At 73.5% G+C, this 15,171-nt stretch carries 16 protein-coding genes; 8 read left to right on the top strand and 8 right to left on the bottom strand.

The window, feature by feature from the left end:
• Positions 1-8 precede the first annotated feature (8 nt).
• The gene (locus KVF89_RS21580; protein ID WP_257428535.1) at positions 9-1,262 is read left to right on the top strand and encodes a PucR family transcriptional regulator; all 1,254 of its coding nucleotides are present in this window, start codon (positions 9-11) and stop codon (positions 1,260-1,262) included.
• On the opposite strand, the gene KVF89_RS21575 is transcribed toward KVF89_RS21580, so the two are convergent.
• Positions 1,237-2,733 carry an aldehyde dehydrogenase family protein gene (locus KVF89_RS21575; protein WP_257428534.1) on the bottom strand — a complete coding sequence of 499 codons (1,497 nt, stop codon included), beginning with the start codon at positions 2,731-2,733 and terminating at the stop codon, positions 1,237-1,239. The two genes, KVF89_RS21580 and KVF89_RS21575, sit on opposite strands and share 26 nt — an antisense overlap.
• A gap of 119 nt (positions 2,734-2,852) precedes the next feature.
• On the opposite strand from KVF89_RS21575, the gene KVF89_RS21570 reads away from it, so the two are divergent.
• Positions 2,853-4,844, top strand: coding sequence for a fatty acid desaturase (locus KVF89_RS21570; RefSeq protein WP_257428532.1), 1,992 nt, complete (start codon positions 2,853-2,855; stop codon positions 4,842-4,844).
• Here KVF89_RS21570 and KVF89_RS21565 read toward each other — a convergent pair.
• Entirely contained in the window at positions 4,789-5,412 is a 624-nt protein-coding gene (locus KVF89_RS21565) for a GNAT family N-acetyltransferase (protein WP_257428531.1), read from the bottom strand. The two genes, KVF89_RS21570 and KVF89_RS21565, sit on opposite strands and share 56 nt — an antisense overlap.
• Before the next feature lie 81 nt (positions 5,413-5,493).
• Here KVF89_RS21565 and KVF89_RS21560 point away from each other — a divergent pair, with 81 nt between their 5' ends.
• Both KVF89_RS21560 and KVF89_RS21555 read left to right on the top strand, forming a co-directional pair.
• Entirely contained in the window at positions 5,494-6,090 is a 597-nt protein-coding gene (locus KVF89_RS21560) for an ArsR/SmtB family transcription factor (RefSeq protein WP_257428530.1), read from the top strand.
• A 1-nt stretch (position 6,091) separates the two neighbouring features.
• On the top strand, positions 6,092-7,573 hold the full coding sequence (locus tag KVF89_RS21555; RefSeq protein WP_257428529.1) for an MFS transporter: 1,482 nt from the start codon (positions 6,092-6,094) through the stop codon (positions 7,571-7,573).
• Here the strand turns inward: KVF89_RS21555 and KVF89_RS21550 are convergent.
• From KVF89_RS21550 to KVF89_RS21540, 3 genes are read right to left on the bottom strand one after another with little or no spacing between them, the layout of a single operon-like run.
• Positions 7,519-8,454 carry a carbohydrate kinase family protein gene (locus KVF89_RS21550; RefSeq protein WP_257428527.1) on the bottom strand — a complete coding sequence of 312 codons (936 nt, stop codon included), beginning with the start codon at positions 8,452-8,454 and terminating at the stop codon, positions 7,519-7,521. The two genes, KVF89_RS21555 and KVF89_RS21550, sit on opposite strands and share 55 nt — an antisense overlap.
• A complete protein-coding gene (locus tag KVF89_RS21545) occupies positions 8,451-9,110 on the bottom strand; it encodes a class II aldolase/adducin family protein (RefSeq protein WP_257428525.1) in 660 nt (219 codons plus the stop codon). The genes KVF89_RS21550 and KVF89_RS21545 overlap by 4 nt, the downstream gene beginning before the upstream one ends.
• Entirely contained in the window at positions 9,107-9,781 is a 675-nt protein-coding gene (locus KVF89_RS21540; RefSeq protein WP_257428524.1) for a TetR/AcrR family transcriptional regulator, read from the bottom strand. The genes KVF89_RS21545 and KVF89_RS21540 overlap by 4 nt, the downstream gene beginning before the upstream one ends.
• 56 nt (positions 9,782-9,837) lie before the next feature.
• Between KVF89_RS21540 and KVF89_RS21535 the strand changes: the two genes are divergently transcribed.
• On the top strand, positions 9,838-11,364 hold the full coding sequence (locus tag KVF89_RS21535) for a flavin monoamine oxidase family protein (RefSeq protein WP_273475574.1): 1,527 nt from the start codon (positions 9,838-9,840) through the stop codon (positions 11,362-11,364).
• A 35-nt stretch (positions 11,365-11,399) separates the two neighbouring features.
• Here KVF89_RS21535 and KVF89_RS21530 read toward each other — a convergent pair whose 3' ends face one another.
• On the bottom strand, positions 11,400-12,644 hold the full coding sequence (locus KVF89_RS21530; protein ID WP_257428523.1) for an MFS transporter: 1,245 nt from the start codon (positions 12,642-12,644) through the stop codon (positions 11,400-11,402).
• An 83-nt stretch (positions 12,645-12,727) separates the two neighbouring features.
• On the opposite strand from KVF89_RS21530, the gene KVF89_RS21525 reads away from it, so the two are divergent.
• The 3 genes from KVF89_RS21525 to KVF89_RS21515 are packed head-to-tail and all read left to right on the top strand — an operon-like array spanning position 12,728 to position 14,327.
• Complete coding sequence (locus KVF89_RS21525; protein WP_257428521.1) at positions 12,728-13,228, top strand: hypothetical protein; 501 nt, start codon at positions 12,728-12,730, stop codon at positions 13,226-13,228.
• Between the two features lie 32 nt (positions 13,229-13,260).
• Complete coding sequence (locus tag KVF89_RS21520) at positions 13,261-13,782, top strand: hypothetical protein (RefSeq protein WP_257428519.1); 522 nt, start codon at positions 13,261-13,263, stop codon at positions 13,780-13,782.
• Positions 13,783-13,820: 38 nt separating this feature from the next.
• Positions 13,821-14,327 (top strand): MarR family winged helix-turn-helix transcriptional regulator, encoded by a 507-nt coding sequence (locus KVF89_RS21515; RefSeq protein ID WP_257428517.1) that lies wholly within the window; start codon positions 13,821-13,823, stop codon positions 14,325-14,327.
• Between the two features lie 35 nt (positions 14,328-14,362).
• Here KVF89_RS21515 and KVF89_RS21510 read toward each other — a convergent pair whose 3' ends face one another.
• Positions 14,363-14,623, bottom strand: coding sequence for a LuxR C-terminal-related transcriptional regulator (locus KVF89_RS21510; RefSeq protein WP_257428516.1), 261 nt, complete (start codon positions 14,621-14,623; stop codon positions 14,363-14,365).
• Between the two features lie 2 nt (positions 14,624-14,625).
• Positions 14,626-15,024 carry a hypothetical protein gene (locus KVF89_RS21505; RefSeq protein ID WP_257428515.1) on the bottom strand — a complete coding sequence of 133 codons (399 nt, stop codon included), beginning with the start codon at positions 15,022-15,024 and terminating at the stop codon, positions 14,626-14,628.
• Positions 15,025-15,171: the final 147 nt, after the last annotated feature.

Raw genomic sequence — 15,171 nt, 5'->3', positions numbered from 1 at the left:
GAGGGCCGGTGTCGTTCGACAACGATCTCAAGCGCTGGATCGGCGACTTCGTCGGCTCCGCGTCCGACAACACCGCGGTCGACGCCTGGGTCGCGCACGTGCTCGGCCGGATCGTCGCCGTGGTCCCCGAGGCCGGTCGTGACGCCGCGCTGCAGAGCGTGGTGCGTGACGCCTGCGCCGCGCACTGGCGCTCGTTCCTGGCGAACCTCGGCCAGCCCGAGCAGACCTTCCACCTGGTGCAGGAGGCCAAGGAGGTGCCGGTGGTGGTCGCCCAACACGGCTATGCGCTGCCCGTCCTCTTCCAGATCTACACCGCGGGGGAGCAGGCGGTGTGGGAGTTCATCACCACGGCGGTCAAGGACGGTCCGCCGTCGGGCGTGAGCGAGGCCGCTGCGCTGGTGCACTTCTGGACCCGTTCGAGCATGTGGTTCGACCGCTCCGTCGAGCTGTCCGTCGCGCTCTTCCAGGAGGAGGTCGAACGGATCCGTCAGGGCGACGCCGCGCGGAGGCTGGAGGTGGTGCGCGCGGTCCTGGCCGGCACGCTCGTCGATCCGCGGGAGGTCTCCGCGGGACTCGGGGGGCATCCGGTGTCGGCCGTCCAGACCGCCCTGGTGCTGCACACCGACGACGACGCTCGGATCGCCGACCTGCCCCATGCGGCGCTGACCCTGACCACGTCGCTCGGCCTGCGCCAGCCGCTCGTGGTCCACCCCGGTGGCCGTGACCTCTGGGCCTGGATCAGCTCCGGTGAGGCTCTCGACCTGGCGCCGTTGGCGACCTGTGCCGACTGGCTGCGGGAGCGCAGCATGGTGGCCACCGTCGGAGCGCCCGCCCCCGGCGTCGACGGGTTCCGCTCCTCCCACAGCGAGGCCCTGGCGACCCAGCGGCTGTCCCTGCGGGCCGAGCGCCAGGCGCCGATCACCTACTTCACCGACGTGGAGCTGATGACGCTCGTCGGCGACAACGAGGCGACCCGGCGCTACGTCCACCGCACCCTGGGACGGCTCGCCTCGACCGACGAGCAGGCCACCCGCCTGCGGGCGACCTTGCGGACCCTGCTCTCGACCGGCAACGTGGATGCGGCCGCGCGGCACCTCTCGGTGCACAAGAACACCGTGCGCTACCGCGTCGAGCGTGCCGAGGAGCTGATGGGCCGGCGGGTCATCGACGACTCCACGGAGATCGACGTCGCCCTGCGGTGTCACGAGATGTTCATCGCGACCTCGGGCGCACCGCTCAGGCCGTCCGCCGCCCGCGATTGAGCACGGCCAGGACCCGCGCGAGCAGCCGGCTCCGTCCGGGGCGGTACGGATAGGTGTGGACGTCGTGGCGCAGGTGCCAGCGGGAGATGAGCAGCGACTGCTGCCGGCAGTACTTCGTGATGCCCTCCCGGCCGTGCCGCCGGCCGACCCCTGACGCGGGCTTGGCCCCACCCATCGGCAGCTCGAGCGCCGTGTAGTTCACGACGGCGTCGTTCACCGCGACGGCCCCGGCGTCGATCCGGCGCGCGACCTGCTCGGCGCGCTCGAGGTCGCCGCCGAACACCGAGGCGCACAGTCCGTAGTCGGAGTCGTTGGCCAGCCGGACCGCCTCGTCGGCGTCGGGCACCTTCATGATGGGGAGCGTCGGGCCGAAGGTCTCCTCGCGCATGATGGCCATGTCGTGGTCCACGTCGACGAGGACCGTGGGCGGATACCAGTGACCGCGGCGCTCCGGACGCTGACCGCCCACCAGCGCCCGCGCTCCCGCGGCCAGTGCCTCGCTCACGTGGCGGTCGACGACATCGACCTGCGGCGGGAAGGTGAGTGAACCGACGTCCACGCTGCCCGGGCCCGCCGGAACGCCCTGGCGCAGGGCGGCGACCTTGGCCGTGACCAGCTCGACGAACCTGTCGTAGACGGGTGCCTCCACGTAGCAGCGCTCGATGGAGATGCAGGTCTGGCCGCAGTTGAGCATCGAGTAGTACGCCGCGTGCGTGGACGCGCGCTCGAGATCGGCGTCGGCGAGCACGATCATCGGGTCCTTGCCGCCGAGCTCCAGGGAGGCGGGGATCAGGCGCTCCGCCGCGCGCGCCGCGACCAGCCGGCCCGTCGAGGTGGAGCCGGTGAACATCACCATGTCCACCTCGTCCACGAGCGCGGCACCGGTCGCGCCGCGACCGGTCACCACCTCGAACACCCCGTCCGGAAGCCCGCACTCGCGCAGTCCCTCAGCCAGCAGCAGGGACGTCAGCGGGGTGATCTCCGAGGGCTTGAGCAGCACGGCGTTCCCGGCCGCGAGCGCGGGGATGCAGTCACCGAACGAGTTGGTCAGCGGGTAGTTCCACGGACCGATGACGCCGACCAGGCCCATCGGCCGGTAGCGGTGGACCAGCCGCTTGCCGGCCACCAGCGGCTGTGCCGAGCGCACCCGGACGTCGGCGAGGTAGCGCGGCGCCTGCCTGGCCCAGAAGCCGAAGGCCGCGGCGCCGTAGCTCACCTCGGCCAGCAGGGCGTCCTCGTAGGCCTTGCCCGTCTCGGAGCAGATCGTCGCGATCACCTCGTCGGTGTGCCGGACGATCCAGCGTTGCATCCGGCGCAGCACGACCGCCCGGCCGTCGTACCCCAGGTCCGCCCAGGCCGACTGTGCGTCCCGAGCCCGGCGAGCCGCGGCGGCGACGTCGTCGGCGGTCAGGTCGGGCACGGTGCCGATCACCGCTCCGGTGGCAGGGTTCTCGACCGCGATCGTCGTCATGGCGGCAAGTCTCGGGATCGCGCAATCCCGCAGGTACGGGCCCGCGGACAAATGCCGGGGCCAATTTGGGACTGGCGTCCAAGGCCCTGAGGGGGCCCGGGCTCCTACGTTCACCTCCCATGCAGAGCCAATCGACCACGACCGCCGCGGCGGCGCCCCGTGCTCAGCTCCCCCAGTCCGTCTCGGGGCTGCCGGACCCCGGTGAGCGGGTTCCGACGATGGCCTGGCCGACCGCCGCGCTGTACGTCGGCACCCTGGCGCTCTTCGCCGTCGAGATGGCCGGGCTGCTGGCGTGGGACCTCTCGCGGTGGCTCACCGTGCCGATGGGCGCGGCGGTCACCTTCTTGATGTTCAGCGTGCTGCACGAGTCGACGCACCACGCGATCAGCACGAACAGACGGGTCAACAACGCCTTCGGTCACCTGTCGGTGCTGCTCGTGGTCCCGTGGGCGACCTACGCGTTGGTGAAGTTCATCCACATCGAGCACCACCGGAACACCAACGAGCCCAAGTCGATCGACCCCGATGCCTGGTGCGAGGAGGGCCCCGCCTGGCAGCTGCCGCTGCGGTGGGCGACGATCGACCTCTGGTACGTCGTGTTCTACCTCCGACGGCTGCCGGACCGGCCGAGGCGCGAGGTCGCGGCGACCCTCGTCGTCGCCACCGCCGTGATCGGCGGCTTCGTGGCCGTCGCGGCCGCCGGCTTCGGCAGCGAGCTGCTCTGGGGCTTCCTGGTGCCGCAGCGGTTCGGCATGCTGGTGCTGGGCTGGTGGTTCGACTACCTGCCGCACCACGGCCTGACCGTGACCCAGCGCGAGGACAGGTACCGCGCGACCCGCGTGCGGGTCGGCGGCGAGGGCCTGCTCACGCCGCTGTTCGTCTACCAGAACTACCACCTGGTGCACCACCTGCACCCGAGCATCCCGTTCTACCGCTACGTGCGGGCGTGGAAGCGCAACGAGGAGGCCTACCTCGACCGCAACGCCGCGATCTCCACATGGTTCGGCCGATCCCTGACCGCCAGCGAGTACCGCACCTGGCGCCGGCTCACCGACGAGATCACCCGCCGCCCGACCTTTCACCCGCTGCGGGTGCGCGCGGTCGATCCGGTGAGCAGCGATGCCGTCGCCATCACGTTCGACGTGCCGGACGACCTCGTGGCGTCGTACCGGTACGTGCAGGGGCAGCACCTCACGCTGCGTGCGGTGATCGACGGCGAGGAGGTGCGGCGCAGCTACTCCCTCGTCGCGCCGGTGGCGTCGGACGGACCCGGCACCCTGCGGGTCGCGGTCAAGCACGTGCCGGGCGGGCAGTTCTCGTCGTACGTCAACGAGCGGCTGGTCGCCGGGGACCTGCTCGACGTGATGACGCCGGCCGGTGCCTTCCACGTGCGCCTCGACCCGGCCGCCGTACGGCACCACGTGGGGGTCGTCGCCGGCTCGGGCGTCACCCCCCTGATGTCGACCATCGCGACCACCCTCGACGCCGAGCCGGGCAGCCGGTTCACGCTCGTCTACGGCAACCGGGCGGCGGCGTCGACCATGTTCGCCGGCGAGCTCGCCGCCTGGCAGGACCGGTACGGCGAGCGCCTCGTCGTGCACCACGTGCGCTCCCGCGAATCGGCGCCCGGCGTCGTCAGCGGCCGGATCACGCCCGCCCTGGTCGCCGAGCTCGTCCCGGATGCGGTCGGCGTCGCCGCCTGGTACCTGTGCGGCCCGCAGGAGATGGTCGACGACGTCCGTGACGCGCTCGGCCGGGTGCCCGGCACCGGGCAGGTGCTGACCGAGGTCTTCCACGTCACCGCCGGTGCGGTCCGCGAGCTGCCCGAGATCACCAGCCAGGTCACGGTCGCCCTCGACGGCACCGAGACGACCTTCCTGCTCACCTCGACGGGCGACTCCGTGCTCGACGCCGCCCTGCAGCGGGGGATCGATCCGCCGTACTCCTGTGCGGGTGGGGCGTGCGGCACCTGCCGCGCGAAGGTCGTGCTCGGCCAGGCGGTGATGGACCAGAACCACGCGCTCGACGAGCAGGAGGTCGCCGAGGGCTACGTCCTCACCTGCCAGGCGCACCCTGCCACCGAGGAGCTGCGGGTCGACTACGACGTGTGAGCACCCCTTCGACCTGCGCCAGCAGCGGGTCACGCAGGCCGGTCGCGTCGTGCTCCCACCACACCTCGCGGTAGACGACGCGGCCGGTCATCCACTCCTCGTGTCCCTCCAGCAGCACCACCTGGAAGGCCGGCCCCGGGACCCGCGCCGACGGCGCCTCGATCCCGTGCTCCGCGCCCGGCACCCACCCGCGCCGCGAGTAGTAGCCCGGATCGCCCTCCAGCACCACCATCGGCGCTCCCAGCCGCTCGGCCTCTACGACCGCGGCTGCCAGCAGCGCCGTACCGATCCCCGCGGCCTGGCGGTCGGGCGCGACGCCCAACGGGCTCAGCACCAGCACGTCGACCAGCGCCCGCCGCGCGTCCAGCCACCCGTGGCTGAGCCCGACGTGCCCCACCACGAGGTCGTCGTTCCCGACCGCCACCAGCTGGGCCCGGTCCAGGCCGCGCGCGACGACGGCGGCCCACACGTCGACGACCTTCGTGCCCTCCGCGCCGAACGCGGCGCAGATCACGCGCATCGCGGCATCGGCCTCGTCGGCGTGCTGGGGGCGGATCTCCACCGTCATCGGGCCATTGTGGCGGGATCCGGACGCGACGTCTGCAAAGAACTGTTTGCAAATGACTCTTTGCAGTCGTACCGTCGAGGCATGACGGACCAGCCCTCGACCGTGGTCACCCCGAACCTCGCCGGCCTGCGGGCCCTGTCCCACCCGACCCGGCTGCGGATCCTCAGCCACCTGCGGATCGAGGGGCCGGCGACGGCCACCACGCTCGCGGCCCGCTTCGGGCTCAACAGCGGCGCGACGTCGTACCACCTGCGTCAGCTCGCCGAGCACGGCTTCGTGGTCGAGGACGCGGAGCGCGGCAACGCCCGCGACCGGTGGTGGCAGGCGGCCCACCAGGAGACGCACAGCCGCGCGGCCGACGCGCGCACGCAGGAGGAGCGGGATGTCGCCGATGCCTTCCTGCACGCGGCGACAGTGATGTACGCCCAGAACCTGCAGGCCGCGATGGAGGAGCGGCCGCTCCTCCCGGACGAGTGGCGGGCCGCCTCGACGGTGAGCGACTGGGTGCACACCGTCCCCGCGGCCAAGGCCGCCGGCCTCGTCGCGCGGATCAAGGAGCTGATCGCCTCCTGTGAGGACGAGCCGGGCGACGACGCGGTCCCGTTCGCCTTCCAGATCCAGGCGTTCCCCGTGCCGGGGCACGTCGATCCGGTGCGCACCGAGCCTCGGGGCGAGTGACATGCGGGCGGGCTCAGCCGCCCCAGGGCGCGTCGGCAAGCTCCTCGCCTGCTGCGCGACGCTTCGCATCCGATCTGGCGGCGTTGGCGTCGCTCGAAGGGCGAGCCAGCACGTCGTCGCTCCGCCGCCTTGCCAGATCGGCGCGAACCGTCGCTCGCGACGGCGCCGAGCTTCCCGACCCGCCCTGGCCGGCTACCTCGCCGCCGACGCGGTCTCACTCGCCGGCACCCGCCTGTCGCAGATCGCCGTGCCGTGGCTGGTGCTGACCACGACCGGGTCGGCAGCCAAGACCGGCCTGGTCGCCTTCGCCGGGCTGCTGCCGCTCGTGCTGGCCCAGGCCCTGTGCGGTCCGTGGATCGACCGCGCCGGCCCGCGGCGGGTCGCGATCGGCTTCGACCTCGCCTCCGGCGTGGCCGTCGCGACGATCCCGCTGGCGTACGCCGCCGGCTGGCTGCACTTCCCGGTGCTGCTGGCGCTCGTGGCCGTGACCGGCCTGCTGCGCGGGCCGTCGGAGGCGGCCCGGCACGCGATGGTGCCGGCCCTCGTGCGCCACGTCGCGCTGCCGACCGAGCGGGTGACCGGTCTGGTCGGCACCACCGACCGGCTGTCGGCGCTGGTCGGCGCGGCCGTCGGCGGTGGCCTGGTCGCCCTGCTCGGGCCGGTCACCGCACTGCTGGTGGACGCGGGGTCGTTCGTCGCCTGCGCCGTCGTGCTGGCCGTGTCCACCCGCCGAGTCGGAGGTGCGGCGCCGGGCCGGTCCGAGCCGGGCCGGTCCGAGACGGTCCGGCCGGCGCGCGGGGAGCGAGCCACGTCGTACCTCGCCGAGCTCCGGGGCGGCTGGCTCGCCCTGCGCCGCGACCCCGTCCTGCTCGGGATGATGGTGATGGTGGCGGTCACCAACCTGCTCGACCAGGGGTACTCGTCGGTGATGCTCCCGGTCTGGGCCGAGGGCTCGGGCGGTGGCCCGGCGGCGATCGGCCTCCTCGGGGCCTGCATGGGCGGGGCGGCGCTCGTCGGATCGGTGCTGGCGACGTGGCGGGCCGAGCGACTGCCCCGGTTCCGGACGTACGTGGTCGGCTACCTGCTCGCCGGCGCCCCGCGCTGGGTCGTGCTCGCGCTCGGGTGCCCGCTGTGGCTGGTGGCGCTGGTCCACGTGATCGCCGGGTTCGGCGCCGGCTTCATCAACCCGGTGCTCGGCGCGGTGCAGTTCGAGCGGATCCCGGAGGACCTGATGGGCCGGGTCAGCTCGCTGTCCCTGGCCGCCTCCTGGTCGCTGATGCCGCTGGGCGGCCTGCTCGCCGGTCTCGCGGTCGGCGGCACCGGCCTGGCGGCCGGACTGCTGCTGTTCGGCGCCGCCTACCTCGTCACCACGATGGCGCCGGTCCTGTCGCCGTCGTGGCGCGACATCGACCGCCGGCCGTTGCCGGATCAGCCGAGCGGCGCGGCCGAGGCGGCGAACGCCTCGACCGCCGCGAGGTCGTAGCTCCCCGCGTCGGTGCCGAGCCCCTGGGCGACCTGGGCGGCGGTGGCGCAGCCGAGCGCGGCCGCCTCGGCCGGTGCCCGGCCCCGTGCCAGCCCGCGCAGGTAGCCAGCGGAGAAGGCGTCGCCGCAGCCGGTCGTGTCGACGACCCCGACGGCGTACGCCGGCACCTCGGTCAGGTCGTCCGCGGTCGCGACGAGGGCCCCTCGGGCGCCCTGGGTCACCGCGACACAGCCGGCGCCGGCCGCCACGAGTGCCCGGGCGCCCTCGGCGAGGGTGGCGGCCCCGGTGAGGCCGAGGACCTGCTCGTCGTTGGGCAGCAGGTGGTCGGTGTGGGGGAGCGCGGCGACGATCCAGGCCAGCAGGTCCGGGTCGCCCGGAGCCAGGAGGTCGACCGAGGTGGTGATCCCCGCCGCCCGCGCGCGGGCGAGCAGCTCGGCCGCGGCGTCGCCGCCGAGGAACTCGGGGCCGCCGAGGTGGAGGTGCGTCAGGCCGTCGAGGACGTCGGGTGGCAGGTCGTCGAGCGTGAACGCACCGTTGGCGCCGATGCAGTGCCAGGCCGGCCGGTCGCCGTCGGGGCGCACGGGCAGCACCGACGCCGAGGTCTGCGCAGTGTCCTTGCGGACCAGGCCGGCGACGTCGACGCCCTCCCGGCGGAGCAGCGCGAGCAGGGTGTCGCCGACGGCGTCGGTGCCGACGGCGCCGTGGGACCGCACCGTGGCGCCCAGCCGGCTCAGCACGACGGCGGTGCCGCCCGCCGTGCCGGCCGGCGACATCCGGATCGTCTCGACCAACGCGCCGTCCGAGCCGGACGGGATCGACTCGACACCGAGCACGTGGGTGTCGAGGACGTGCACGCCGAGGGCGGCGACGGTCATGGTCATGCGGGAAGGCTCTTCGGGGTGCCGTAGCCGCGTTCGATCGCGGCCCGGACGACATCGGACTGCTGCGCCTCGGTGAGGGCCCGCGGTGTGCCCAGGGTGCTGGCCCGGTGGTGGAGCTGGCAGAGCCACTCGAGCAGCAGGGCGTTCTCCACCGCGGCGTCGAGCGTGCCGCCGACGGTGACCGAGCCGTGGTTGGCGAGCAGCGCGGCGCTGCGTCCGTCCAGCGCCGCGCGCACGTGGGCGGCGAGCTCGCCCGTCCCGAAGGTCGCGTACGGCGCCACCCGGATCTCGCCGCCGAGGGCGAGCTGTTGGTAGTGGAGCACGGGCAGGGCGTCGAGCACACAGGCGAGCGCCGTCGCGAAGGGTGCGTGGGTGTGGACGACCGCGGCGGCCGGGCTGTCGGCGTACACGCCGAGGTGGAGGCCCAGCTCGCTGGTCGGCTCCAGTGTCCCGTCGATCACCTCGCCGTCGAGGGACACGACGGTGACGTCGTCGGCCGTGCAGGCGCCGAGCGCGATCCCGGTCGCGGTGATCGCCACCCGGTCGCCGGCGCGGGCGGAGACATTGCCGGCGGTGCCGACGAGCAGCCCGGCGGCGGCGAGCCGGCGGGCGGCCGCGGCGACCTCCTGGCGTCGGCCGGCCGGGCCGTCGCTCACCGGTCGCTCGTGATGCGCTCGAGGTAGCCGGAGACGAGCGCGATCGCCTGGCCGATCAGGAACTCGTCGCCGCGCGGGTCGTGCTCGAAGGCCAGCTGGAAGGCGCTGTCACCGACCTCGACGGCGAGCTCGGCGATGGCGGTCATCTCGTCGTCGTCGTAGCGATCGGTGCCGAGCAGGCCCGCGCCGAGGCCGAAGGCGAGCAGGTTGGCGGCGATCCGACGGTTGTGGTGACGCCCGTAGTCGTAGATCGCGGGGTTGGCCCGCCCGCGCATCCAGATCTGCATGAACGCGGGGCGGCGGTGATAGACGGTGACGAAGGCACGCATCGCCGTCTCGACCATGCTGGCGATGGTCAGCTCCGCCGGGTTGGCCGGGTCCGCCAGGGTGGCGAGGTCGGTGGCGACGCGCTCGTCCATCTCGGCCATGTCGCGCTCGCAGAGGGCGAGCAGGACGGCCTCCTTGTCGGCGAAGTACTGGTAGAGCGAGGCGACCGGCAGCTCGGCGGCCTCCGCGATCGAGCGTGTCGTCAGGCCGTCGACGCCGTTGATCAGCACGAGGCGCGCGGCCGCGTCGAGGATCCGCTCGACCCGCTCCCGGGAGCGGGCCTGGGCGGGGAGCCGGCGACGGCTGGGCCCGACGGGGGCGTCCGGGACGCTGGCGGAGGACATGGCCGCAGTGTAGCCTCCGAACCCGAACCTGACACATATTCACCTTCGGAGGCGACGTGGACACCACCCATCCCGGACGTCACGCCCTGGGCCGCCGGGGACTGCTGGCCGGCGGGGCTGCCGGGGCGGCCGGGGCTGCCGGGGCCGCCGCCGGCGTGCTCGCCCTCGACGCCCTGGAGGCGGAGGTCGTCGCCGGCACCCGCACCGGCCGGCTGCCGCGCGCGGTGGACGTCGTGGTCGTCGGCGCCGGCCTCGCGGGGCTGGTCGCGGCCCGCAAGGTCGCCCGCGCCGGGCACTCCGTGCTCGTCGTCGAGGCCCGAGACCGCGTCGGCGGGCGGGTGCTCAACCACGAGCTGCCCACCGGCGGCACCCTCGAGGCCGGGGGCGCGTTCGTCGGACCCACCCAGGACCACATCAAGCGGCTCGCGAGCCGGCTCGGTGTCGCCACCTTCGACGAGTACGTCACCGGCAAGAACGTCTACCTCTCCTCCCTACTGGGGCGGATGGAGTTCAAGGGCACCGTCCCGCCGGACCCGACGATCCTGCTGGACGCCGCCCTGGCGCTCAAGCGCCTCAACGGCTTCGCCCGGCAGCTCCGGGTCGACGCCCCGTGGGCCCATCCCCGCGCCGCCGAGTGGGACGCCCTCAGCCTCGGCGACTGGCTGCGCCGCAACACCCTCAACAGCCGGGGGATCGAGAAGCTGATCCAGTCCTGGACCCAGCCCGGCTTCGGTGCCGATCCGGACCAGGTCTCGCTGCTCTTCGTGCTCCACTACATCTCCTGCTCGGGCAACGAGTCCACGCCCGGCACGTTCGAGCGCAACTCCGACACCGTCGGCGGCGCCCAGGAGAGCCGGTTCGTCGGCGGCTCCCAGCGGGTGCCGCTGGAGCTCGCGAAGCGGCTCGGCAGGCGGGTCGCGCTCGACGCGCCCGTGACCAGGATCGTGCACCTGGACCACGGCGTCCGGGTGCACACCCCGCGCGGCAGGGTGCGGGCCCGCCGGGTCATCGTCTCCGCGCCGCCGAAGCAGGTCCTCGGCATCGGGTTCTCGCCCGCTCTCCCCGCCGGGCGCCGAGCGCTGCTCGAGCAGGTCCAGATGGGCCGGCTGATGAAGTGCGATGCCGTCTACGAGCGGCCGTTCTGGCGCGACCAGGGCCTCACCGGCTTCGGCATCGCCGAGTCGGGTGCCGTCCGGGTCGCGTTCGACAACCACGTCTCGGACACCGGCCACGGCATCCTGCTGGCCTTCGTCGGCGGGTCCGCGTGGCAGCAGTTCGGCACCCGATCGGTCGAGGAGCGCCGCGCCGCCGTCCTCGAGGGCTTCGCGAAGCTGTTCGGCGAGGAGGCGCTGCACCCCATCGACTACACCGAGCACGACTGGACCCGGGAGCAGTGGACCGGCGGCGGTCCCACCGCGATCTACCCGCCGGGCGTCCTGTCCGTCCACGGCCGGCACATCCGCACCCCGCACGGCCGGGTCCACTGGGCGGGCACCGAGACCTCGACGTACTGGACCGGCTACATGGACGGCGCCGTCCGCTCCGGCGAGCGTGCCGCCCGCGAGGTGCTGGCGGCGCTGTAACCCGCTGTCCAGGGCGTGACCCGTCGTACGGCGGGCTACGGCACCGTGGCCTCGACCCCCGCCGACTCCGCCGACTCCGCCGTACGACGGGTCAGCCGTCGCGCCGACGGAGCGCCGAGCGCGGCGAGGGAGCTGAGCCCGATCACGGCGGCGACCACGAGGAGCCAGGTGTCGGTCCCGACCAGCGCGGCGACCGGACCGGTGAGCGCGAGGCCGACCGGGCGAGCGGCGAAGGAGCCGACCAGGTCGAAGGAGTAGACCCGCGCGAGCATGTCCTCGGCGATGTTCTCCTGGATCGCCAGGTCCCAGTTGACGCTGAACAGCTGCAGCCCGACGCCGTGCACGAACGCGCCGGCGAGGACGAGGCGGAGGTCGTCGGCGGTGGCCATCGCGAGCGGGAACGCCGCGGTCAGCGACAGCAGCACCAGGCCCCAGCGCAGGAGGTGGCGCGGCCGCCAGCGCAGCGCGACCAGGCCGCCGGCGACGAAGCCCACCATGAGTGCCGACAGTGCCCAGCCCCAGGCCTCCTCGCCCCAGGTGTCCCCGACCACGATCGGCCCGAGCACGCCCTGGGCGCCGTTGTAGAACAGGTGGTAGAGCAGCGCCTGTCCGATCAACAGCCACAGCCAGCTGTGCCGGAACACCTCCCGGGCGCCGTCGGCGAGCTCCGCGAGGAGCCGCTCGCGCGGGCCGGCCGTCGTCCCTGCCGTCCGGATCATGGCGAAGAGCACCGCCGCGACGGCGTACGTCGCCGCGTCGGCGGCGATCGCCCAGCCCGGTCCCGCGACGGCGACGATCACACCGGCCAGGGCGAAGCCCACCGCGAAGGCGGTCTGGCCGGCCAGGCTGCGCAGCACGACCGCGCGGGGCAGCTGCGCCTCGGTGACGGTCGAGCGGGTCATCGCGTTGGACGCGGGCTGGGCGATGGCGCCGAGGCAGCCGTTGACCACCCCGATGGCGGTGAGGAACCAGATGGAGCCGTGCCCGCTGATCAGCACCACCGCCACGGTTGCCTGGCTGACGGCGGTCGCCGCCGACGAGCCCTGCATGAGCAGGGGGCGGGGCAGCCGGTCGCCGAGCACCCCGCCGTACAGGATGGTGACGACCTCGGCCCCCGCGAAGGCGGCGACGACGAGGCCGAGCTGGGTGGCCGAGCCGCCGAGGTCGAGGACCGCGAACGCCAGTGCCACGGGAGTCATCGCCGAGCCCAGCCCGCTCACGGCGACGCCTCCGACGAGCAGGCGGAAGTCGCGCGAGCGCAAGGGGGACGAGAGGGTCACGCCGGCAGGGTACTTCGCTGACGAAGTATTCGGCAACGAAGTACTTGTTTCGGCGCGGTGCGGACGGGGGCAGGATCGGATCCATGACCGCGTCCGGTGCCCCCTTCGCCCCGCCTCCGCCGCCCGGACAGGGCCCGCCCAGCCCCTTCGCGCAGCCGGCCCGGCCGCTGCGGGAGTCGATGGTGCTGCGGCACGTCGTCGGCGTGGTCGTCGCGCTCGGCCTGACCCCTGTCGGCATCCTGGTGTTCGACTACGGGGCGGGGAGGTACGCGCGGGAGCGGATGGTCACCCTCGAAGACTCCGGCGCGACCGGCGAGCTCGTGCTCATGTTCGTGGGGGCGCTGATCCTGGCCGCCGTGGCCGCCTCCGCCCGCGTCTCCGGGCTGGGACCGGTCGTCGCCGGTCTCCTGTGGGGCGGCGTCCCGTTCGTCTGGTTCCTGGCCGACCTGCCCAGCTTCTTCGACTTCGCCCAGGACCTGCCGTCGAACCACTACTGGTTCGCGGTCCCGACCTACCTGTTCCCCCTCGTCGCCGCGCTGCTCGTCGGCAGCGGTCTCGCGGGACGCTGGCGGGCGCGGAGTTAGGGTGGGCGACTCCACCTTCTCGAGGAGCTGACATGGTCAACCCGCACCTGCCCGCGCGCCGGCGGCCGAGGTCGGTCGCCGCACTGGTCACCGTTCTGGTCACCGCTGTGGCCGGCCTGGTCATCGCCGGCCCCTCCGCGTCCCCCGCCCGGGCCGCGGCCCCGGTCGCCTCCGGCAAGTACGCCGGCACGATCGTCGAGGACGGCGCGCCCAGCGCCGAGGAGTGGGTGCGGTTCCGGGTCAAGAAGGGGAAGCGGATCGTCGGCTTCAACACCCGGGTGTGGCTGCAGTGCTACACCTACCCCAACACCTACACGCAGCTGCCCGCCGTCGTGGAGATGCCGAAGGCGCCGATCTCGCGACGCAAGGTCGACCACGCCTGGACGCAGCAGTTCACGGTCGACGGCGAGGTCGAGACCCTCGAGGGTCGGCTCCAGCTCCGCTTCGGCAAGGGCGGCAAGGTGACCGGCCAGCTCTCCGTCGACGTCGCCAACTGCGCGACCCGCCTCGGCGAGGCGCCGTACTGGGTCCCGCTCAGCGCTCGCCGGAAGTGAGTCGGCGGGTCCCCGGCGCGGCGCAGTAGCGTTCGCCCATGGCCGAGGACTGGACGGACCGCCACGTCGCGCGGTGGAAGGACCACTGGCTCGACCTGGCGTTCGACGAGGTCGTGGAGGGCGTGTTCGTCCGGGTCAACCGGATCGACCGGTACCTGCGCTCCGCCAAGCAGCGCGCCGTTGCGGAGGTCGGCCTCACCGACTTCGAGTACGACACCCTGCACGTGCTGATGATCCGGGACACCCCCGGTTCGGCGTCGCCCACCGAGCTGGCCACCGAGCTGGGCGTCTCCGGTGCCGGGATGACCGGGCGGCTCGACGGCCTGGAGAAGGCCGGCTGGATCCGCCGGATCCCGTCGGTCGACGACCGGCGCCGCGTGATCGTCGAGGTCACCAGGTCCGGCATGGGCATCTGGCGCCGGGCGATGGGCATCCGGGGGGAGGCCGAGAACGACCTCGCCGGTGCGCTGACCGAGCGGGAGCTGGCGACGCTCAACCGGCTCCTCAAGAAGGTGACGGTGCGCTCCGAGGAGCGGGAGGCCTGAGCTGCCCGGACCCGGCATCGGGGCCCAGAGGGGCACTAGTGCGCCTGTCCGAGCGTCAGGATCGCGAGCAGCCGGCGGTCGAGGTGGAGCGACGGCGTGAGACCGAGCGTGCGGAACACCTCGGCGCACAGGGTGGCGACGGTCTCCGGCCGCAGGACGAGCTGGGCCGCGATGGCCGCCTCGGACTGACCCAGCGCGACGAGCTCGAGCACCTGGCGCTGCCGGTGGCTGAGCCGGTCGAGCCGGTCGGCGGCGACGCTGGTGAGCTCGATGGTGGTCGCCTCTGTCGGGTGCACGGCTAGTCCAGGACCGGGTCGCGGAGGATCGCCCGGGACCGGCGGCGGGGCCGGCGGGGCCGGGGGAACCGCGGCAGGAGGGTGGCCGGGCGCGGGTCCGCCAGGTCGAGGAGTGCGGGTGCGGCCGGGTCGCCCGCGTCGTACCGGCGCAGGATCTCGCGGACCGCGATGTCGGTACGGCGCAGCCGGACGTCGACCTCGCGGACCTCGTCGATCTCCGACTCCGCCGGTGCCGGCGAGCGGTGCTGCCAGTGGGAGCGGAGCGCGGCGACCAGCGCGACCGGCCCGTCGAAGTGCGTGCGCCATTCCTCCCGCCACGGCAGGGCGCCGCTCATGTCGACGGCGGCGACCGCCTCGACCACGCGGATGATGCGGAGGCGTTCGTGGAGGTTCCAGGTCATGGGGAGTCCTTCCGAGGAGTCGAGTGGGCCGTCGGGAGCGGGTAGGAGAAGGAGGGGCCCGGCGGTGCCGGTGATACACGCGAAGTCGACGTATCAGCGGTACTGGCTCGCGGGTCCGATGTGCGGGACGATGCATCCGCAAGCTCT

The sequence above is a fragment of the Nocardioides carbamazepini genome (assembly GCF_024614185.1).
Classification (GTDB): Bacteria; Actinomycetota; Actinomycetes; order Propionibacteriales; family Nocardioidaceae; genus Nocardioides; species Nocardioides carbamazepini.
Note: the sequence above shows the minus strand (reverse complement) of the source record. Positions and strands in the feature narration are given on the sequence as shown.